20 protein-coding genes and 1 pseudogene are annotated in these 21860 nt (G+C 47.5%); 10 read left to right on the top strand and 11 right to left on the bottom strand.

Going from position 1 to position 21860, the window contains the following annotated elements; all coding sequences use genetic code 11:
• Positions 1-456: an NfeD family protein gene (locus DN599_RS07645; RefSeq protein ID WP_110457039.1), complete on the bottom strand. Its 456-nt coding sequence runs from the start codon at positions 454-456 to the stop codon at positions 1-3.
• A gap of 283 nt (positions 457-739) precedes the next feature.
• Here DN599_RS07645 and DN599_RS07640 point away from each other — a divergent pair, with 283 nt between their 5' ends.
• Complete coding sequence (locus tag DN599_RS07640; protein ID WP_110457038.1) at positions 740-1492, top strand: outer membrane protein OmpK; 753 nt, start codon at positions 740-742, stop codon at positions 1490-1492.
• A 179-nt stretch (positions 1493-1671) separates the two neighbouring features.
• On the opposite strand, the gene udp is transcribed toward DN599_RS07640, so the two are convergent.
• The 3 genes from udp to DN599_RS07625 all read right to left on the bottom strand — a co-directional run bounded on the left by udp (position 1672) and on the right by DN599_RS07625 (position 4917).
• Positions 1672-2430: a uridine phosphorylase gene (gene udp / locus DN599_RS07635; protein WP_110457037.1), complete on the bottom strand. Its 759-nt coding sequence runs from the start codon at positions 2428-2430 to the stop codon at positions 1672-1674.
• Between the two features lie 561 nt (positions 2431-2991).
• Positions 2992-4167, bottom strand: coding sequence for a type III PLP-dependent enzyme (locus tag DN599_RS07630; protein WP_110457036.1), 1176 nt, complete (start codon positions 4165-4167; stop codon positions 2992-2994).
• A gap of 291 nt (positions 4168-4458) precedes the next feature.
• Entirely contained in the window at positions 4459-4917 is a 459-nt protein-coding gene (locus tag DN599_RS07625) for a hypothetical protein (RefSeq protein ID WP_110457035.1), read from the bottom strand.
• A gap of 205 nt (positions 4918-5122) precedes the next feature.
• On the opposite strand from DN599_RS07625, the gene DN599_RS07620 reads away from it, so the two are divergent.
• Positions 5123-5956 (top strand): mechanosensitive ion channel family protein, encoded by an 834-nt coding sequence (locus DN599_RS07620; protein WP_110457034.1) that lies wholly within the window; start codon positions 5123-5125, stop codon positions 5954-5956.
• Positions 5957-5994: 38 nt separating this feature from the next.
• Here DN599_RS07620 and DN599_RS07615 read toward each other — a convergent pair.
• Positions 5995-6866 (bottom strand): annotated as a pseudogene (locus tag DN599_RS07615) (radical SAM protein).
• 222 nt (positions 6867-7088) lie between these two features.
• On the opposite strand from DN599_RS07615, the gene DN599_RS07610 reads away from it, so the two are divergent.
• Complete coding sequence (locus tag DN599_RS07610; protein ID WP_110457033.1) at positions 7089-7334, top strand: hypothetical protein; 246 nt, start codon at positions 7089-7091, stop codon at positions 7332-7334.
• 102 nt (positions 7335-7436) lie between these two features.
• Here DN599_RS07610 and DN599_RS07605 read toward each other — a convergent pair whose 3' ends face one another.
• Positions 7437-7889, bottom strand: coding sequence for a GNAT family N-acetyltransferase (locus DN599_RS07605; RefSeq protein WP_110457032.1), 453 nt, complete (start codon positions 7887-7889; stop codon positions 7437-7439).
• Between the two features lie 61 nt (positions 7890-7950).
• Here DN599_RS07605 and DN599_RS07600 point away from each other — a divergent pair, with 61 nt between their 5' ends.
• The 3 genes from DN599_RS07600 to DN599_RS07590 all read left to right on the top strand — a co-directional run bounded on the left by DN599_RS07600 (position 7951) and on the right by DN599_RS07590 (position 10343).
• Positions 7951-8163: a hypothetical protein gene (locus DN599_RS07600; RefSeq protein ID WP_110457031.1), complete on the top strand. Its 213-nt coding sequence runs from the start codon at positions 7951-7953 to the stop codon at positions 8161-8163.
• A 105-nt stretch (positions 8164-8268) separates the two neighbouring features.
• Complete coding sequence (locus DN599_RS07595) at positions 8269-8994, top strand: YebC/PmpR family DNA-binding transcriptional regulator (protein WP_110457030.1); 726 nt, start codon at positions 8269-8271, stop codon at positions 8992-8994.
• A 314-nt stretch (positions 8995-9308) separates the two neighbouring features.
• A complete protein-coding gene (locus tag DN599_RS07590; protein WP_110457029.1) occupies positions 9309-10343 on the top strand; it encodes a DUF4382 domain-containing protein in 1035 nt (344 codons plus the stop codon).
• Positions 10344-10447: 104 nt separating this feature from the next.
• On the opposite strand, the gene DN599_RS07585 is transcribed toward DN599_RS07590, so the two are convergent.
• On the bottom strand, positions 10448-11797 hold the full coding sequence (locus DN599_RS07585; RefSeq protein ID WP_110457028.1) for an SO_0444 family Cu/Zn efflux transporter: 1350 nt from the start codon (positions 11795-11797) through the stop codon (positions 10448-10450).
• Positions 11798-11799: 2 nt separating this feature from the next.
• Complete coding sequence (gene zntR / locus DN599_RS07580) at positions 11800-12279, bottom strand: Zn(2+)-responsive transcriptional regulator (protein WP_110457027.1); 480 nt, start codon at positions 12277-12279, stop codon at positions 11800-11802.
• Positions 12280-12578: 299 nt separating this feature from the next.
• Between zntR and purH the strand changes: the two genes are divergently transcribed.
• The 3 genes from purH to DN599_RS07565 all read left to right on the top strand — a co-directional run bounded on the left by purH (position 12579) and on the right by DN599_RS07565 (position 15994).
• Positions 12579-14168 carry a bifunctional phosphoribosylaminoimidazolecarboxamide formyltransferase/IMP cyclohydrolase gene (gene purH, locus DN599_RS07575; protein ID WP_110457026.1) on the top strand — a complete coding sequence of 530 codons (1590 nt, stop codon included), beginning with the start codon at positions 12579-12581 and terminating at the stop codon, positions 14166-14168.
• 150 nt (positions 14169-14318) lie between these two features.
• The gene (gene purD, locus DN599_RS07570; protein WP_110457025.1) at positions 14319-15611 is read left to right on the top strand and encodes a phosphoribosylamine--glycine ligase; all 1293 of its coding nucleotides are present in this window, start codon (positions 14319-14321) and stop codon (positions 15609-15611) included.
• Positions 15612-15769: 158 nt separating this feature from the next.
• Positions 15770-15994: a hypothetical protein gene (locus DN599_RS07565; RefSeq protein WP_110457024.1), complete on the top strand. Its 225-nt coding sequence runs from the start codon at positions 15770-15772 to the stop codon at positions 15992-15994.
• Positions 15995-16023: 29 nt separating this feature from the next.
• Here DN599_RS07565 and DN599_RS07560 read toward each other — a convergent pair whose 3' ends face one another.
• From DN599_RS07560 to hemE, 3 genes are all read right to left on the bottom strand, one after another.
• Positions 16024-16830 carry an SDR family oxidoreductase gene (locus DN599_RS07560; RefSeq protein WP_110457023.1) on the bottom strand — a complete coding sequence of 269 codons (807 nt, stop codon included), beginning with the start codon at positions 16828-16830 and terminating at the stop codon, positions 16024-16026.
• Positions 16831-16912: 82 nt separating this feature from the next.
• Positions 16913-19516, bottom strand: coding sequence for a sensor domain-containing protein (locus tag DN599_RS07555; RefSeq protein WP_110457022.1), 2604 nt, complete (start codon positions 19514-19516; stop codon positions 16913-16915).
• Between the two features lie 328 nt (positions 19517-19844).
• A complete protein-coding gene (gene hemE, locus DN599_RS07550) occupies positions 19845-20909 on the bottom strand; it encodes a uroporphyrinogen decarboxylase (RefSeq protein WP_110457021.1) in 1065 nt (354 codons plus the stop codon).
• 473 nt (positions 20910-21382) lie between these two features.
• Here hemE and rsd point away from each other — a divergent pair, with 473 nt between their 5' ends.
• On the top strand, positions 21383-21850 hold the full coding sequence (rsd, locus tag DN599_RS07540; protein ID WP_110457020.1) for a sigma D regulator: 468 nt from the start codon (positions 21383-21385) through the stop codon (positions 21848-21850).
• Positions 21851-21860: the final 10 nt, after the last annotated feature.

Genomic DNA, 21860 nt, shown 5'->3' with positions numbered 1-21860 from the left:
TTACTCTGATATTGGTTCAACCACCAAGGCGATATTTTCACGACATATCACTCTGACAGTTGCCCCCACAGGGATCTCGCTGCCATCGCCTAACGCTGGCCACTCACTCCCCTGAAATTCAACTCTCCCACGTATCTGTGCGGGACCAATCACCGTTTTAACTATCGCGGTTTGATTATATAAATCCATCTCCTCATCGGTATTATCAATATGTGAATCACCGCCGACCAACTTTTGCGTGACGTGACGAAAGCCTAACAGTAACACCATAGAGGCAATAAACCACAAGGTGAGCGCTTGCACTAAGCCCTCAACCCAGCCAACGGCTAACGCCCCAGCCACCACCAAACAGGCAGCCCCCAATAAAATAACAATTCCACCGGGTAAGACAATCTCAGCTAACATCAACACGATACCGATCACTATCCATATCATCAACGGATTTGACAACACCATATTTCCCCCTGAAATAAGAGTATTAAGAGTTGACTATAGCAGCTCTTCTCGCTGCAGGCGACATATTATGTCATGCCTTTCAGCAGTAAATCGAGGTCTTTACCACAGAGTCGATATTTATTAGCCCTGCGCATTGTTTAGTGTTTTGGCCGCTTAAAGAAATCATTTATACTTGCCGCCGCTAAAGGGTTACGGCGATCAAACTGCATCACCATAACCTAAATAATCTCAGGACTGTTTTAAATTACGTCCGAATAAAAAAATCAACACAAGGTGAAGATTGATGAAAAAGAGTTGGCTTGCTCTCGCCCTATTGGCTGCACAACCTGCTATGGCTAATGATATCGTGCAGTGGTGGGATATGAGTGTGACGGCACTGCACGGTAATGATTATGATCTTGCCGCTTCGGACAGACAAACGACAGTCACTTTCGAAACTGCAGGCGCATGGATCTACGGTGATTGGTTTGCGTTCCAAGATGTTACCTATTTTAACGGCTCAAACCTGTCTGAAAACGACACCACTTATGGTGAAATTTCGACACGCTTAAGCGCTAGCAAGATCAGTGGCCAATCAATAGACTTTGGTCCAATAACCGATCTCTCTTGGGCATTTATGCTTGAAGAAGGTGAAGGCCCAGTCACCAGTTTCTTGTATGGTATCGGCATGGATATCGCAGTGCCTTACTTTACCTATTTCAATATTAATACCTACCGCCGTGACGCGCTCAGCAGTGGTAACCTAAGTGATGGTTGGCAAGTCACTCCGGCCTTTAGAATGGATTTCCCCGTGGGTAATAGCAATATCATATTCGATGGCTATATCGATTGGGTCTTTTCTGCCGATAACCAAGGCTATGAAGAGAACTTCCACTTTAACCCACAGGTTAAGTACGATCTTGGCGCGGTGATCTTTGGTGAACACAATAAAAACCAACTGTTTGTCGGCGTCGAGTATGACTACTGGCAAAATAAATATGGCGTTAAAGGCGTAGATCAAAATACCTATTCAGTGATCGCTAAATATCACTTCTAGGCCGAATACGACACTGGCTTTACGCTAAATATCAAAAAGGCGCCACTGGGCGCCTTTTATTTACATATCATCACACAAGGTGGCAATGAGAGCCCTAACAACATCATAGGCCGCAAAGACTCACATTAAGACTCATCTAAACTGACGCCAACACCCATGTCACGCATGATGTCAGCAGTTTATGCCAACAACTTCTTCGCGGTTGCGACCACAATCGACACGGCACTGGTTTCAGTCTTTTTCATAGTCGCTTCATCAGGGATCTCTTGCTGAGTGCGGTTAACGATAACGCCCGCAATACAACCTGCTCGCCACCCTTGGCTCGCGCACATGGTAAATAGCGTCGCCGATTCCATCTCGTAGTTTAATACACCCATCGCTTGCCACTCTTTCATTGAGCCAGCAAAACGACTGGTAACACGGCCACTCACAGTGTCGTAACGCTCTTGACCTGGATAGAAAGTATCAGAAGATGCCGTTATGCCAATGTGTGGCTCGATGCCCGCTTCACGCGTAGCAGCAACCATCGCCGTAGTACATTCGAAGTTGGCTACCGCAGGAAACTCCATAGGAGCAAAATGCAAGCTAGCACCGTCCAGACGAACCGAGGCCTGAGTCACAATGACATCGCCAACATTAACATGGGGCTGAATTGCACCTGTAGTTCCGACACGTAAGAAGGTATCAACCCCCAACTGAGCCAGCTCTTCAACCGCAATTGAGGTTGATGGACCACCAATCCCAGTTGAACAAATAACGACGGGTTTACCATCGATATAGGCTAGGTAGCTGGTATATTCACGGTGGCTAGCAAGAAATGTAGGTTGATCCATTAATTCGGCAATACGCTTAACACGCTCAGGATCACCCGGGACGATGGCAAGTGTTGCACCTTGCAACATCTCTTTGGTCAGGCCTAAATGAAATACATCTGACATTATGAAAACCCCTTTCAGTTTTGATTATAAAATTCTGTTAAATCGGACTTTAACCTAGTACGCAAGCCGGTAAGGTTAACTCGATCACACTTTGCTTGCTAGCAGTTCGATCTTTTGCCGTAATCGATTTACAAAACCATTTACACCACAACAACAGCAAATATAGCAGTTGGCAGCTACCTTTCCAGCACGCTTGCAGATTTAATCACCACTGATTGAGTGGGTTAGAAAACGACAATCACAACGATTAAGCTATTAATTTAAAATAAAAAATGTACCAATAAAAAACAGTGCCGATAAATATCAGTCAAAGAGATAATGCCGTTTGCGGCAAAAGGTGGGGGCCTGTGGCTAACGGTAGGAGGCTGTGGCTTGTACACCTTGCACATAACAAGGCAAAGTGATTGATTCACATACACTGCCAGAGACGCTAAAGCCCCCTGACGGTTTACTGATTAGGCCAATCAATACCTTAGTTGCTAATGGTTTGGCGAGCATTAACACGTAAGGCTCGCCACTGTTTCTGTATCGCTAACATTGAGGGATTATCAATAGCGACACCTATAAATAATAGTCTGTTAGCGGTGGGAAACCGTTAAAACATACCGCCGAATAGGTGGTAGTATAGGCGCCAGCACTGAGCCAATAGAGACGATCGCCGATGGCTAAATCACTGGGCAAGCCATAATGGTAATGCTCATACATGATATCGGCACTGTCACAGGTCGGCCCTGCAATCATACATTTATCCAGTTCGCCCTGACGCTCACAATAGATAGGAAACTTTATCGCTTCATCCATGGTTTCAATCAAGCCAGAAAATTTACCAACATCGGTAAAGACCCAACGCTCCAACGCTGTGTGTGACTTCTTACTGATCAACACCACCTCTGATACTAATACCCCAGCGTTAGACAACAGCGAACGACCGGGCTCTAAAATAATTTCTGGCAAGTTATCGCCAAAATCTTCCTGCAAAAAGTACGTTATCTGCTCGGCATAGGTTTCCAGCGGATTGGTTTTATCGATATAGTTAGCCGGAAAACCACCACCAAGATTAATCATCTTGAGGATAATACCGTGCTCCTCACTGAGGCGATCGAAGATGCTTTTGACTTTACCAATCGCCGAATCCCATGCGCCAATGTCACGTTGCTGCGATCCCACATGAAACGAGATCCCGTAGGGTTCAAGTCCCAATGCCTTAGCCAGCACGAGCAGGTCATAGGCCATCTCATTTTGACAGCCAAATTTACGTGATAAAGGCCAGTCGGCAGTATGAGTGCCCTCAGTTAAAATCCGCACATAAACGCGCGCCCCCGGCGCCTCTTCGGCTAACATCCGTAGATCGGCTTCTGAGTCTGAGGCAAACATACGTACACCACGAGCAAAAAACGCCCGCACATCGGCGCGCTTCTTGATGGTATTGCCATAGCTGACTCTATCGCAGCTCACACCAAGCTCAGTGACCATATCGAGCTCGTAAATTGAGGCAATATCAAAATTGGCGCCTTTGTCACGCAGCAGGGTTAACACTTGCGGCGCGGGATTGGCCTTAACCGCATAGTAAATACTGGCGTATGGAAAGTTATCCACCATCGCCTGATATTGCTTGGCAACAATCTGAGTATCAATGACCACAAATGGTGTGGGCTTATCTTGGGCAAACGATTTAATACGCTCAAATGTCTCAGAGTCATAATAATCATTAACATCAATAGATTGAAATTGGCTCATCGCGCCAGTATCTCCATAGCAGCATAAAATAGTGTGAGTTAAGCTGATTAAAAATCATCCGCAGTAAACGCTATTTCAGCCCTAATAGCAATGAATTTTAATGCTTCAAAGATAACTTTTTATTCAATAGGCGATGATGGTAAACGAGGAGGTAAAACTCAGCCAATCACGCCATGCACAAACGAGCAGCAGCACCAAACAGGCCATGATGGAGATATGATATGAGCTGCGCAGCGTTAGTCTTACCCAACACTGCGCAACATCAAGATAACCGAGGCAAGATGTAATGAACTATTTTATCGCAGCCACTAGCGCTTCAGGCGTGTCTACCTGAGTCATGGCAACAATCTTGAGCTGTTGCAGGTGCATAACCGTTGCACTGTCTTTATTACCCAGCCACTGCTGCGTTACTTGCCCTTCCCGGTCTAAGGCGATTTGAAAAGGCAGATCCTGCATTTGTGGTATGGCGACAAACTTGGCGATGAGTGATGGCATGCCACTAATATCGGCGACATAAACGAGCCCTTCTGCTTGCTCCGTCTGCGGTAGTGACTCCAACGCCGCCTTAATGATGTCACCGCCCTTCATGCCTCGGCTAAACAGCACGATGCGGGTGTTTTGATCTACCACCAAGGTTTGCTCATGCTGATCTTGTAGCTCAACTGTATTTAGGCTGTCTCCCACGACTAGAGTCGCCGCTTGGGCACTAACCGATGCCAGCAAACTTAACGCTAATACTAACGCTTTCATATCGCTCCTTAATTAAACCATTTATCAATTTGTCCTCGTTGAACTATAACTTAACCCAGTGCTCCGCTTAGAAAATGATGCCCATAGCTTGACCTCAATCACGCATTAAGCCAATTGAGTGATTTAAGCAGATAGTGATTATCAAACTCTTGAAAATTAAGTAACCTTAACGATTATTTGTTGCCACAGTGTCAGGAACAACCTTATGAATGAGAATGGTTTAGAGCAGGAGCTTGCTCAGCTGCAGAATGTCTACAACATGTTGACCGAATTTCTGGTCAAATACAGTTTTCAGCTCGTTGGTGCACTGCTGGTCTTTCTGATTGGGCTGTGGGTGGCTAACAAGGTGTCTAACTTAGTCGCTAAGCAATTTGAAAAACATCATATCGATATCACCCTAAGCAACTTTGTCTCTAACTTAGTGCGGATCATCATAGTGGTGATGGTGGGGATCATTGCACTGGGCAAGCTAGGGATCAGTATCACCCCCATGGTCGCCGCCATCGGCGCGGCATCCTTAGGCGCAGGGCTAGCCTTGCAAGGCATGCTCGCCAACTACGCGGCTGGCGTCACTATTATTGTGACTCGCCCTTTTGTGGTAGGTAATACGATTGAAATTAAAGGGGTCAGTGGTGTCGTCAAGAGCATCCATCTTGGCTTAACCCTGCTGACCAATGAAGAGGGTGAGGTGATCAGTATTCCCAACAAACATATTGTCGGTGAAATACTGCATAACTCGTTTGAAAACAAATTGGTTAATAACCACTTTAATATCAACTACAACAGTGACGTAGACCAAGTCATTGCCATCATACGTCAGGTGTTAGAGCGCAGCGAACATGTTAGCCAGCAGGCTGCACCACAAATTGGCATCAATGGTTTTAATAGCATAGGGCTAGAGATCGGTGTGCGTTATTGGGTTCCAACTGCCCATTACCACCAAAAGAAATACCAAGTAAATCTGGCTTTAATTCATGCTCTGCAGCAGGCTGGTATTGAAATACCCTGCCCAATACGCGAGATCCATATAGAAAAGTAAACCAAAAACTAGCATTGCCTGTACGCCAATAGTTTGCCTTACAGGCCTCGCTGCCATTCATGCCGCAGCGGGATCATCCCCTGTAATGCCTGTTCGACCTGAGCGAGTAACATGGCTTTATCTTTGCCTAATACCCCTTTGAGCACCAAATAATTTGAAGCATGATCAGAGCGAAAAATAGTTTTATCTAACTCAAGATGGCTCAACAAGGTGTGCATTTCACGCAGTAGCCCCAACTGATCGGGCAGCTCAAAATGCCCGTCAAATCGACTGTCCATTCTCTGCGTCCCCAAAGGTAAGGTCACCACTAAGGTGGACAAATAGTCTGGCTGCGCCACATTCATCAATTTAGCCGAGTTAACCGCATGCTGTTGAGAAAGCGTCACCCCGCCCAAACCATTTAATATCATGACTGACGATTTCATACCGGCGCGACGTATTTTACTCAATGCCATCAGTGATGATTCGAAGGTTTCGCCTTTTTCAATATGCGCTAACACTTGGTCATCGCCACTTTCACAGCCCACATACAATAGACTCAACCCCAACGACTTAAGCCTAGCGAGTTGCTCATCGGTCTTATTAGTAAGGTTACGCGGCAGACAATAACTGCTTATCCTAGTGACTTGAGGTAAGTGTTCACGGATCAACAAACAGATCGCCTCTAAACGTTTAAAGGGCAGTGCCATTGCATCACCATCGGCAAGGAAAACCCGTGATACCGCGACACCACTTTGCTTTACTTTAAGGATATCGGCTTCAATCAGCTCGAGTTTTTGCGCCTTAAACTGCTTTTGCGGTGCTACAAGCTTAAACTGCAACGATTCCAACTACAGCCATTGGTCACTTGTAAAATTAATGATTTCCACTCTGACGGTGGTCGAAACACTGGTTCGATATAATGGAGCATCTTACGGCCTCAAAAAACGGGATAAAACGTGAGCAATTTCATAATTACTCAACCTAGTCGCATGATCTTGCACCGACTTTGATCTCGTGCAATTTTTACACAGCCAATTCACTTTAAACTGCTCAAATCGACCCATTGGTCGATAGTGACAACCGCCATCAGAAGGGGCTGCACTGGATGAATTAATTGGCTGCATCAGCCTTCATACGTAAAGATAATAACATGCAAATAGCACAACAACTGCAAGACAGGCGAAGGACTAGCCTGCATCATGATGAGCATTGGAACTCTATGAGCGCAGAGCAAAAAATGGCCCTTTATAACCTGCTTCGGTTTGGTTATCGACTGTTGTTTGTTCGCCATTTGCCTTCGGGTCCGTTAGCGATTATCGCCCAGCAGCACCAACTATCGACCATAGATAGCCGCGGTGAAGTTGACGACAATCCAAGGATCCGCCTTCGAGACTAAGGCTTATTATTCGATATGCCTTTAGCGCCTATGGCGTTTATCTCAAAAAAAGGAGCACCATCAAGGTGCTCCTTTTTTATGGCAGGCTATTATGCTGGCGACTTAGCTTAATAACATATCGACATGTGGTATACCGTCTTCGAGATACACATCCGAGACAGGGGTAAACCCCAGACGTTGATAAAAACCACACAGATACTGCTGCGCCCCGATCTGGATATTGGCCTGTGGCCATTGCGCTTGAGCTATGGCTATCGCCCTGTGCATTAGTGACTCCGCAAGCCCGGCTCCACGCGCGCAACGGGCGACCACCACTCGGCCAATACTGCTATCGGCATAACTCACGCCCGGCGCTAAAATGCGGGCATAAGCCACCAGCGCGCCATGTTCATCAACCCCTAACAGATGGCGAGTCTGGGCCAGTGTGTCTTTGCCATCGAGCTCGGGATAAGGGCAATGCTGCTCTACCACAAACACATCGACCCTGAGCTTAATTAGCTCATATAACTGCTTTACGCTAAGCGCTGAAAACCCATATTCTTGCCACTGCACCATTGATAACGAACTCTTGATTAAATTGATTTAGCAGTCTACTCATCACCAGCCTTATGAGGCAATGATATTTGTCACCTTAAGTGCCCGTTATCGATTTGAACGGCGCCACGAGTCGGTCTCTATTAAAGGCTATCGCATCGCTGAGATGGCAATTATCGACTCGAGGCCACACACGACCAAGTACCGTTATCACGCCCTGTTTGCCGCCCGAGTTGAGGCGATATTAGAGATCCCCGATTTCATTAACCGGCCAGAACAAAAAACCTCGCAATAGTGATACTTAGCGCTGTTTTGATAAATTCATTATCCAAGTCTGCAAAAATGCCAATAAAACTGCTAACATTGGGCCAATTTTTTTAGCTTAAAGAGATAGATCAAGATGGGAAGAGCATACCAAAATCGCAAAGAATCTATGGCCAAAACGGCTGGGCAAAAAACTAGACTGTACTCTCGCTACGGCAAAGAGCTCTATGTTTGCGCAAAAAATGGTGGTTTCGATCCAGATGGCAACTTAGCACTGCGTCAAATGATCGCTAAGGCTAAAAAAGATCAGGTTCCGGCTCACGTGATAGATCGTGCCATCGAAAAAGCCCGTGGCGGCGGCGGTGAAGACTATGAAACAGCCCGTTATGAAGGCTTCGGTCCAGGTGGCGCCATGGTCATCGTCGACTGTTTAACCGATAACGGTAAGCGCACTTTCACCGAGGTGAGACAAGCCTTTGTTAAAAATGACGCCAAGTTAGGCGGCCCAGGCACGGTTGGTCATATGTTTGATCACCAAGCGGTATTTGTCTTTAAAGGTGACGATGAAGAAGCCATTTTAGAACTACTGATGATGGCCGATGTGGATGTTAGCGATATTGAAGTCGAAGACGGCATGGTCAGTGTTTTTGCTCCTCATACCGAATTTTTCAAAGCTAAAACCGCCTTAAACGAAGCACTACCCGATATCGAATTTGAAGTGGAAGAGATCACTTTCGTGCCGCAAACCATGACAGAGGTGATCGATCCTGAAGTGATCGCGCAATTCGAGAAGTTTCTAGCGGCGCTAGAAGATTGTGACGACGTGCAAAACGTCTACCACAATGCTGAATTTACAAACTAACGGTTTGAGTGATTAAATAGCGACGGCGGCTTTAATTTGAGCAACTCAATTTAAAGCCGCTTGATTTACAACCCTTTATAGTTAACCCACAAGCTGCTTCCTACCAAGACTCATCACTCTTAATGGGTAAATAATCTATCCATATTCCCCCTAACTAAATTAATTCTGGTTCATATACCCCTATTGTTAATGTCTCAACCTTAAGAATGACAACTAAGTGTGTCTATAATGTATCTATATACGTCGTTCACCTCACTTAGCGGCGTGAATTAACCCCTTTTACATTCACTCTACACATGATGAACAGGTGATCTATGAAGTATTCTACATCGTTAATGGCCATCGCACTGACCAGTGTCCTCACCGCTTGTGGCGGCAGCGATAGCAATGACGCCCCTGACCCAGCACTATCAGGCAGCTTTAGTCTTGGCGTGTCCGATAACCCTGCCGATGCTCAAGTTGTCAATATCGCCTTTAAACAAGTCGTGCTCAAAGGTAATGGGCAGTCACTGTCATTTGATGTATCGGATAACGGCGAGCTCAAAATGGTCGACTTACTTACCGTTCAAGGCCAAGAGACAGCCACATTGGTCAGTGGCCAATCGGTTCCCGTCGGTGAATACCAAATGTGTATCTACATGGAAAACAGTGAAGTTGCCAATGAAGATAGCTCCTATGTACAAACCATCGATGGGATTGCAGGATTAACGACTAACAGCAATGGCACTTGCGGCGGTGTTGGCGCCGACGAGCCAGATACAGGGCGACTATTTTTTAATAAAGCCTTTACTATCGCCGCTGGCAACAACCTGTTTGTCGCCGAATTCGATCTGGCTAAAGGACTACAGGCGCCCCACGGCAATAAAGCCTACTGGACACTCAAACCAACCTCGGTGCAATTGGTTAATAATGCCGAAGTGGGCGCGATTCGTGGTCAAATCAGTCCCGATACCGTGACAGCCTGTGAAACCGCCGCCGAGGGCTCTACCTTTAATCAAGCCGTTTACCTTTACCCAGCCGATACACCATTGGCGCAGATGAGCGATTTCCGCCCTGATGCAGGGCTCATTCCACCTCAAGTGGCGCCTATCGCCTCCTCGCGTGTACAAGCCATACTAGATGACACAGAGACAGTTATCGGTTACCAATATGAATTTGGTTTTGTCGCTGCCGACAGTTACAGCTTAGGTTACACCTGTTTAGCCCAAAATGATGATCCGGAGTCGAGCAACAACGCAGACGATCCACAATCCCCCTTCTTTATTCATGCCGATGAACAGGAGGTCAGCGTCACCCAAGCCACGGTAACCGAACGCAATATCCCCATGGATTTTGTACCAGCCAGTTAAGCAACACTCAGTGTTACCCATAAATAAAGGCACTCATTGAGTGCCTTTTGGCTGATAATTAATTTCAAATCCGATCTACGACAGTTAAGCTAGCTTACCCCGTGTTATGAGCAGCAATCACGGCGCCACCAGTTTTTAGGCAGCTTTTCCAGCAGTACCTTTAACATCAATATCGCTAGCACAACGCCAGAGGTGTACACAACGGCATCGGGTAATAGGTTGTGCTGCTCACCCACTTGCGGCATCACCTCAAAGCCAAAGGTATCAACAAGGTAATTAACTATCACCCCAGAGATTAAGGCGACACCGAGTACGCCGCCCAGATAACCATATAAGGCACGCTTACCCAACTCTTTAGCGACAACCCCTAAGGTGGCGATATTAGTCGCAGGGCCGGCGAGCATAAACACCAATACCGCGCCGGGTGACACCCCAGCAAGTAATAGCCCTGCAGCAATCGGCGTCGATGCCGTAGCGCAGATATACATAGGCACAGAGATCAGCACCATCACCAACATGGCAAGCAGGCCATCGCCCCATTTAGCCATAAAATCGCCTGGGACATAGGTTTGCACTAAGGCCGCAAAAAACAAACCGATCAACAGCCAAAGGGTAGTATCGCGAATCAAATCGGTGGCGGCATAGTGCAGCCCTTTGCCCATTCTGGCGATCACCGAAGTGCCTTTAAGCTCGCTGGCGATATCTTGGGTCGAGGCGCAGCAACTTTCAGTAGTCTCATCCTTATTCTCCGTGCTGCAACAGCTCGATACAGACTCAATTTTAGCGGCAGCCTTGTCGCTACAACAGCTGGCAGCGACTGGCTTAAGGCTAGCCACTTGCGTAGCGCCTTGAGGCGACATTTCCATCATACGACCACTTTCACCTAATGGGCGCATGATGAGCGGCTTATTCCCTTGACTAGCACCACCGCCATTTTTTACGGGCGTGGCAGCTTTGCTACTGCAACAAGACGCCACCACGACCTCGGCTTTATTACTGCTACAGCAGCTCGCGGTTGCCGCGTCCTTGTCTGACACTGAGGTTGCAGGCGCTACTTGGTCATCATCACGGCCAACTAACAAGCCTGCGACAATGGCGCTGGCAATAGCGGCAATAGGTCTAACAATCGCCATAAATGGCCCAAGCAAGACATAAGATACGCTGACAGAATCGATGCCCGTTTCAGGGGTCGAGACTAAAAATGAGGTGGTCGCCGCCTTCGACGCGCCAGAGCGGCGCAGCCCTACTGCGGCGGGGATCACTCCACAAGAACATAAGGGTAAAGGCGCGCCCAGCACCGCCGCCTTGACGGTGGTTTTAAAGCCATGGCCCCCTAGCTGTCGTTGCATCCATGTCATAGGCACAAACATCTTTAACATGCCTGCCAACACTAACCCCAGTAACAACCAAGGGGCTGACTCTAAAAACAGATCGATAAAATGACTTAATAACATAACTAGCCCTTACGCTTACAGCTTGCTTTATTTGGGTTATTTTGATGCTGATGAGTATGGTTTTCACGCTTTACTTCAGCAGAGTTTGATTCTAGCGCTTCTAATATTGAACAATGTTCGGCACTTTCAGGGCCGCCGCAACAGGCATCGGATAAGCGCTTAAGCGACACCTGAAAATGATTAAGCTCGGCGATTTTGGCGCTCACCTGAGCTAACTTGATGTCCACCATCCCTTTGACATCGGCGCACGCCCAATTGGACTTATCCAAATCAATCGACAACAGCTCAGCTATCTCCGCCAGCGTGAATCCCACCGCCTTGGCCCGCAAGATAAAACGTAACCGCTCTGCATCCTCTTCGGTATACATACGATAGCCTGATTCGGTTCGCATCGAAGGCGATAACAAACCATGCTTTTCATAAAATCGCAGTGTGTCAGTTTTTACCTCACACAGCTTTGCTAATTCACCTATTCGATACATCACTCACCCAAACACGTTGGCATCATTGTCGATGGCACTAAGTATAAACCTTAGAGTTAAATCTAAGGTCAAGGGTTATTATGCGGATTTACAGTCAAGATGCTTGTTCGCTTAGGCGTATTGTGAAATCGTGCAGAAAAAAACAGCATGGCACAGCGTTTTACGATAAAATACGCGCGCCGCGATGGACAGTAACAATAGATTGAGGGACTTTTGGAAAGCAGAGCAAGGCACTAACTAAAGCACTGTAATGTTTTCCGAAAGATCCTTAAAAATAACTACTGGACCCTGTACCCAAAATGAATAATGCCAGACCTATTCGTCGCGCGCTGTTAAGCGTTTCTGATAAAACCGGAATTCTCGAGTTTGCAAAAGCCTTGCATGCTCAAGGTGTTGAGCTGCTCTCTACTGGCGGTACCGCTGCCCTTCTGGCAGACAACGGTGTGCCTGTCATTGAGGTCTCCGACTACACAGGTCACCCAGAGATCATGGACGGGCGTGTAAAAACCTTGCACCCCAAAGTGCACGGCGGCATCTTAGCACGCCGTGGTATCGATGAGCTGGTCATGGAACAAAATGCCATCAAGCCAATCGACTTAGTTGCCGTTAACCTCTACCCCTTTGCCAACACCGTTGCCCAAGCAGGCTGCACCCTAGCCGATGCGGTAGAAAACATCGATATTGGCGGCCCCACCATGGTGCGCTCGACCGCTAAAAACCACAAAGACACCACTATTGTTGTCAACGCGTGCGACTACGACCGCGTGATTGCCGAGATGCGAGCCAATAACGGTAGCACCACGCTTGAAACCCGTTTCGATTTGGCCATCGCCGCATTTGAGCACACCGCAGCCTATGACGGCATGATTGCCAACTACTTCGGTACTATGGTACCTGCACACAGCACAGATGAATGCCACGCTGACTCTAATTTCCCGCGCACTTACAACACCCAACTGCTGAAGAAACAAGATCTTCGCTACGGTGAAAACAGCCATCAGAGCGCGGCGTTCTATGTGGATCTGAATATCGATGAAGCCTCAGTCGCTAGCGCAGTACAGCTACAAGGTAAGGCGCTGTCGTACAACAATATCGCCGACACCGACGCGGCACTTGAGTGCGTGAAAGAGTTTGACGAGCCCGCCTGCGTTATCGTTAAGCACGCTAACCCATGCGGCGTGGCGATTGGTAGCGATCTGCTCGATGCTTATAACCGCGCGTATCAAACCGACCCCACCTCAGCCTTTGGTGGCATCATCGCCTTTAATGGTGAGCTTGACGCCGCCACCGCTAGCGCGATCGTTGAGCGCCAGTTTGTGGAAGTGATTATCGCCCCAAGTGTGAGCCAAGCCGCGCGCGACGTGGTTGCCGCTAAAGCCAATGTGCGCCTGCTAGAGTGCGGTCAATGGAACACTAAGACCACCAGCCTAGACTACAAGCGTGTCAACGGTGGTTTGCTGCTGCAAGATCGTGACCAAGGCATGGTTAGCCAAGCCGATGTTAAAGTGGTCTCGAAGCGTCAGCCGACCGAAGCGGAGATGAAAGATCTCATGTTCTGCTGGAAAGTGGCTAAGTTTGTTAAATCGAACGCCATTGTCTACGCCAAAAACAGCATGACTATTGGTGTTGGCGCCGGCCAAATGAGCCGCGTCTACAGCGCCAAAGTGGCAGGCATTAAAGCCGCCGACGAAAACCTCGAAGTGGTAGGCTCGGTCATGGCATCGGATGCGTTTTTCCCCTTCCGCGATGGTATTGATGCCGCAGCGGCCGCGGGGATCAGCTGTATCATCCAGCCAGGCGGATCGATTCGTGACGAAGAGATCATCCAAGCGGCCGATGAGCACGGCATGGCGATGGTATTTACAGGTATGCGTCACTTCCGTCATTAATTCGCGGATTAACCACATTCATTTTTAACGTTTAGCGCAAGCCATTTTCTCTAGGTCAAAGCATGCGCAGTGTTATAGGTAAGAATATACCGATACACAGGCATGCTTGATACAGAGAAGGGAAATGGCGCAGCTATAAAAGGTAAGAACATGAAAGTATTAATTATTGGTGGCGGCGGACGTGAACATGCATTAGCGTGGAAAGCCGCTCAATCAGCACACGTTGACACCATCTTCGTTGCACCAGGTAACGCAGGCACGGCTTTAGAGCCTAAACTAGAAAACGTCGCCATTAACGTTGAAGAGATTAGCGCATTAGTTGAGTTTGCTCAGTCCAATAACATTGAGCTCACTATCGTTGGCCCAGAAGTGCCCTTGTCTTTGGGGGTTGTCGATGCCTTTAACGAAGCGGGTTTAGCGATTTTTGGCCCCACGAAAGGCGCAGCGCAGCTCGAATCATCAAAAGCCTTCACTAAAGATTTCTTAGCCCGCCACAACATTCCAACTGCAGCCTATGCCAACTTTACCGAGATTGAGCCAGCCAAAGCGTATGTAGCTGACGTCACCGCCAATACTGGCTACCCTATCGTCATCAAGGCCGATGGCTTAGCGGCGGGTAAAGGGGTGATTATCGCCCAAGACCAAAACGAAGCCGATGCCGCCATTGAAGATATGCTCGCAGGCAATATGTTTGGCGAAGCAGGCTCACGTGTCGTTATCGAAGAGTTTTTACAGGGTGAAGAAGCCAGCTTTATCGTGATGGTCGATGGGCAAAACATTCTGGCTATGGCCACCAGTCAAGATCATAAAGCCCGTGACAATGGCGATAATGGCCCGAATACTGGCGGTATGGGTGCCTATTCTCCCGCGCCTGTGGTGACCCAAGCGGTGCACGACTGGACAATCGCTAATGTTATCCGTCCAACCGTCGATGGCATGGCCGCCGAAGGTAATGTCTACACTGGTTTCCTTTACGCAGGCCTGATGATCTCACCCGACGGTAGCGCTAAGGTGCTTGAATACAACTGCCGTTTTGGCGACCCAGAAACTCAACCGATCATGATGCGCCTTAAATCAGATTTAGTTGAGCTTTGCTTAGCCGCTACCCGTGGTGAACTCGATACCGTGACCGCAGAGTTTGACGCGCGCGCCGCCGTTGGCGTCGTCATGGCTGCCGGCGGTTACCCCGATGCGTACCGTAAGCATGATGTCATTGAAGGCTTAAGCCTTGGCGATAATAACGCCAAAGTGTTCCATGCCGGCACTTGTATGCGAGAGGGAAAAGTGGTCACCAATGGGGGGCGCGTCCTATGCGCTACCGCACTGGGCAATACCGTCACCGAGGCACAGCGTGCTGCATACGCCTTAGTGGATACCATCCATTGGGACGATGTGTATTTTCGTACCGATATCGCTTACCGCGCCATCGCTCGCGAAAGCTAACAGTAGGTTAGTATGGTAAAAACCGGCCATGGCCGGTTTTTTATTATCCACTGGATCTCCGATAAACAATTAACAAACGTGAACTAGTTCACACATGCATATTGTTACCAAGTGCACTATATTCACTCGAGCGTTTTCAACTAAATCAGGGAATAATGATGACATATTCAATTGGCGATCTTGTTTATAATGGCGAAAGAGCTGGCGTACACCACTGGAACACTCTTGCAGGTACGTCCTTCTATTGGCATCCAGACTGGCTACACATTGCAGAAGATATGACCGGCTTAAGGTCGACCACGCCAGTTGTCGCACGCGATGATGTCGCTACCCAAGCCGATGCAGAGCGCGCCATCATCAAACATTTAAACGATCAGGAGTAAATCCCTCTCTCACGTGAGCGATGAAAAGGTTAATGGCCCGCGGCGATCGCTTTTTTAGCAATATTGTCGATAAGCTTAGGCGCGAGCAGGCGTAGCCAACGACCGAGTCGACCACGTATTGAGGTGATCATCATGCGCTGACGCTGAGCAATGGCAGGTAACATCATCTGCGCACATTGCTCGGCGCTAATAATTTTAGACTCCTGCATTGGGCTACGCCCCAGTGGTGTGCCTTGACCATCGAGCGCCCGCCTATGGATTTCTGACACCACAAAGTCGGGACAAATCACAGTCACCGCCACATTGTCATCGGCTAACTCAATACGCAGTGAGTCAAAAAAGCCCATCACCGCATGCTTAGATGCACTGTAACCGCTGCGGGTTGGCACCCCCGTGAGACCTGCCACAGAAGAGACCACCACCACTTGCCCTTGGCTGGCTTTTAAATGGGGTAACGCGCTGTGGGTTAAATAGGCGGGACCGAGATAATTGACCGTCATCAGCTTAGCAAGAATGGTCAGGTCCTCTAACTCATCGAAGCGCGACCACATAGTCATGCCCGCATTGTTAACCACAATATCGAGATAACCAAAATGGCTAATGGCACTATCGACGATATGTTGGCAACTGTCGGGTGAGCTAATATCGGCGCTGATCACTAAGGGGGTGTGATGACTCATCTGGGCTAACTCTTGTGCCAGTGAATCAAGCCGGGCTTGATTGCGGGCGGTTAATATTAATTTACAGCCCAATGGTGCCATGGCTTTGGCCAATGCACGCCCTATTCCTTCTGACGCACCGGTAATGATCACCACTTTATCTGTCAATCCTTGCATCTTTGCTCTCCCTACCCGTTAACCACTTAAGCGACATAGACTTAAGCTCACACAGATAGCTGCAAAGCACAAGCATCACACCTTAACGCCCCTGTGCTGCGGCCTCTTGGATTAGCTGTAATTGCGGGTGCGAGTCAAGATAGGTCTCTAGGCTCTGAGGGCGGCCTATGGCATAACCTTGCGCATAGTTAATGCCGATAGACTCAAGCCTTTCGATGATCTCTTCATTTTCGACAAACTCGGCGACCGTCTCAATGCCCATTACGCAACACACATCATGAATCGATTTGACGATAGCATAATCTTTGGCATTCGTAGCCAACGTTTTGATAAAGCAGCCATCGATTTTTACATAGTTCACAGGCAGCTCACGCAGATAACCATAGGAGGCGAAGCCGGTTCCAAAATCGTCGAGCGCAAACGCAAAGCCTTGTTTACGTAGGCGGTTCAGCATTTCCATCGCCCGATCGCGATTTTGAATCGCACTGGTTTCTGTGATCTCAAAGCAGATGCAACTGCTAGGTATAGCAAAATGGTGCAACTGAGCGATGATATAATCGACCATGCCTTCGGCGCCTAAGCTATTACCCGATAAATTAATCGATAAACTATGGTCGGGCCATAGCTCTGGATGAGAAGACAACCACAAGAAAGTTTTGCGGATCACCTCTTTATCAACCTCAGTCATTAGCTTAAAGCGCTCAGCAGCCTCAATAAATTGCGCAGGCGGCAAGATCCGCCCACAGGGCTCTTGGATCCGCAGTAGGATCTCCATGCGCTTATGTTGGCCGTTGCCACTAATGCCTTTAATCGACTGATAATAGAGAATTAACTCATTACGTTCTATCGCCTGCGCAATTCTCACCGCCCATTTGGGTGCATTACGCTGATAGGTTAACTCTTTGTCTTTATTGTCATAAAAATGCACCTGATTACTCCCCTTACGTTTAGCGGCAATACAGGCAATATCGGCATCTTTAAGTAACTCAAGCGGTAAAATATAGGGCGAACGCGCCACCGCAACCCCTGCACTCATTCCTACGCGGTATTGGCATCCTTGGTGCTCCATGACCAACTTGACCACATTATCCATAATGCGTTTCACTTGCTGGGCAACCTGCAACAGGGTGTTGTCTTTAAGGGCTAAACCAAACTCGTCGCCACCCAGACGAGCGACCAACACATTCCCTGTCAGACTCGATTGTATCGCTTTAGCGACTCTATTAAGCATCACATCGCCTTGGCTATGACCACAAGAATCGTTGATCAACTTAAATTGTTCGAGATCGAAATAACACATTGCCAGTATCTTTGCATCGGCGGCAAAACTCACTACGCGTTCTTCAAAGGCGCTACGGTTTAATAGCGAAGTGATACTATCAAAATTAGCCTTACGTCTTAATTGATGTTTCAGTAACTCCTCTTGAGTGATATCCCTCAGCACAATCACACTGCCAATCACCTGGTTGTGTGGATCACGCAAATTGTTGATGCTGCGCTCCATAATCTTACTATTATCATTACAACATTTAACCTTACTTAATAAGGGCTGACTCACGCCACTTCGCATTAAAGTAAACAAGGTTTGGTTAATCTGCTTATCAAACTTAAACAGTCGCTCGATACTCTCGCCCACCGCCGTATTAGACTCACACTGCAGTAAACGCTCAGCTTGAGGATTGAGGTAGATAACCTTGGCTGAGACATCGGTGAGGATCACCGCTTCGGCAATCGCCTCTAAGGTGGTTTTTGAGCGCTCTTTTTGCTGGAAGATACGTGCCATCAAATGATTCACCTGTTCGGCGATGCCAGCCAACTCTTCACAGCCTTCACCTCGTATTGGCTCATAAGTCTTGGCCTCAGGATCGATACTGGCTAATTCAGTCAATAACTGCCTAAAAGGACTCACCAATCCCACCCTAAGCCATAAAAAACCCAAAAACAGCAATAAGCCACTCAGGCCGATGACACCATAAAGCAGCTGGGTCGGTGGTTGATGAATATCGTTAAAGACACTATCGGAAAGAGTTATCGACAGATGCAGCGCTTCATCGTCAAGCAGGCTAGGCACGTTCAGTTGATGTGATAGGGCGGCATAGTTTGGTATAAGGCTCGTGGCTTTGCCACGACCAAGTTGCAGGTGACTCAAGGCATCGTTAACTTGATAGCGATTTAACAGGCTAACATCAACCCCTCTGACAAAGACGATAGATAAGCTAGGATCAACAGGGGCAACACTGATAATAAAGCCCTTATCCCCTTGCAGGTAAAAGCCCGTTTTAGCTTGAGTTAATGCGAACAATGAGGCGGGTAATTTGCCGGAGTCGAAATGATTTATGGTTCCGCCACTGGAGGCGAAGGCGGTGGCTTTATCTTTATCCTGATCCAAATAAAATAGACTGCGATGTTCGGCTAATCCACTATTGAGCCAAGCCTGCTCAAAGCGCTGACGATTGGGGCGATCTAATGCCGAAATAGGCACACCGTATATTTGGGTGAATAACGCCAAACGCTCAAGCTCAGTATCGATTAGGCTGGCAATATTATCGAATTCACCATCGATAGAGGCGTGTTTAAGCTGCTCGACGCGGTTGTCGAACCACAGATTAAGGGAGAAAGTGATCGCAATCATGGCTGGCAAGCAAAATCCGACAACAAAAATCACTAATTTTTTGCTAATACGCATCTATCTACAGCCATCCTGTGTTAATTCATATTCGCATCAATACATATGCGGCAAGCAAAATACTCTATTTAGCTAAAGGATTAAATAGCTTTTATATTTTTATATTAGTCACGACAAATATACTCACGGCAACCGTATACTCAAAGCGACCATATTGGTAAAAACTGTTGCATTAAATGATGTATCTCGCCGCTAACTAGCTGAACAGATGAAACTTATCCGCCAAGCGCCCCATCCAGCTACATACCTTTGTATCTCTCTATCGCGCCATAAGATCAAAAAAAGCCCGTTAAACGGGCTTTTTAATCAGACTCATCACAAGTACTGACTACTTATGATATTGAGGAGACAGTGCATGCACCGACTTGATAAATGAACCAGCACGCTCAGGATCAACATGTTGGTGAATACCATGGCCAAGGTTAAATACATGGCCAGCACCTTCACCGTAAGAAGCTAAGATTTGATCCACTTCTTGATGAATTCGCTCAGGAGTACCATACAACACTGAAGGATCCATGTTACCTTGCAGGGCAACTTTATCACCCACGCGGCGACGTGCATCGCCAATATCTATAGTCCAGTCAAGACCTAGTGCGTCACAACCCGTTTCAGCCATCGCTTCTAACCACAAGCCACCACCTTTGGTGAATAGGGTCACAGGCACTTGACGACCATCGGCATGACGCGTCAATCCATCAACAATCTTCTGCATGTAACGCAGTGAGAATTCACGGTAGGCGTGATGCGATAATGCACCGCCCCACGAATCGAAAATCATCAATGATTGGGCACCGTTAGCCACTTGCGCATTAAGGTACAAGGTGACTGAATCGGCAAGCTTGTCGAGCAACATATGCAGTGTGGTTGGCTCTTCATAGGCCATTTTTTTAATTTTTTCGAACGCCTTGCTTGAACCACCTTCAACCATATAGGTCGCCAATGTCCAAGGCGAGCCAGAGAAACCAATCAGCGGCACTTCACCTTTAAGCTCGCGACGAATCGTGCTTACGGCATTCATCACATAGCCCAGTTCATCTTCTGGATCAGGAATGCACAGCTTTTTAATGGAATCTATGGTATCGGTAGGACGCTCGAAACGTGGGCCTTCGCCCGCTTCAAAATAGAGACCAAGCCCCATAGCATCAGGCACAGTCAAAATATCAGAGAACAAGATTGCGGCATCTAAGTCGTAACGACGAAGCGGCTGAAGAGTGACCTCACAGGCCAGATCTTGGTTCTTACAAAGAGACATAAAGTCACCAGCTTCGGCGCGGGTAGCTTTGTACTCTGGAAGATAACGCCCAGCTTGACGCATCATCCAGACAGGAGTTCTATCGACAGGTTGTTTTAGTAAGGCACGCAAATAACGATCATTTTTTAGTTCTGCCATGGGGCTCTATTCCTACGCTTATTGATTTCCGCTGGGACAGTAGTTTAGCATTTACGTGAATAAAGTAACCTCCATCAGTACATTTATGTGACAAACGCCGCTTGATTATACTTTTATCGTCTAGCTGTTTATTTTTACACCAGACTATCGATGGATTATGGGGTAAAGGTTCATAATTCGTTAGAAAAACGTTGCGCCACATCAAAGCCTTTGATATAAAAAGTCTGCGCTAGCAAGAACAATCAAGAAGCTCGTCGCATCGAGCCCGCAATACCTTTACTCGCCCAGCGATAGATTTCTATCGCTGGGCATTTTATTTTCAGTCCCCTTATTACTCACCCATTCGTTTTACAGACAAAACCAGCAGATTAGACCAGATGCAGCTTGACTCTGTTTACGCTAAAAAAGAGTTGATCAAAGCTGCGTTTGTCACCTACATTAGAAGGCATAGAACAACATCGATGGGGAATGTCATGCTAAAGCAATTGGAAAGAGCTGAACAAAAATGGAGAGGCTCCAATTCACTGATTGATCAATGGCTCAATCATCGGCGTAAATTGCTGATCCATTACTGCCAAGTTGCCGGATTGCCTCCCTATGAGTCTCACGATAAATCACTCCCCAACTTTCAATCAGTTAAAGAATTTTGCGATCTGTTGGTCGATTACGTATCAGAAGGTCATTTTGAGGTTTATGATCGCCTAGTTAGCGCCTGTGACAACAATGGGCAATCGAGCCAAAGCCTCACTCAAGAGGTGATGCCAAAGATCAGCGAGACGACCGATCTAGCCCTCGACTTTAATGACAAGTACACCGAAGCCGACGATGACAAAATTCTGTATCAACTCGACCATGATTTATCATCCCTTGGTGATGCCATGGAAACTCGTTTTCAGCTAGAAGATCAACTATTAGAAGCGCTGCATCGCAAATCTGCATAAGCAGGGTTGT

It is taken from the genome of Shewanella algidipiscicola, assembly GCF_900380485.1.
GTDB classification, from domain to species: Bacteria; Pseudomonadota; Gammaproteobacteria; order Enterobacterales; family Shewanellaceae; genus Shewanella; species Shewanella algidipiscicola.
The sequence above is the reverse complement of the archived record's forward strand: the minus strand, read 5'-3'. Positions and strand labels throughout refer to the sequence as shown.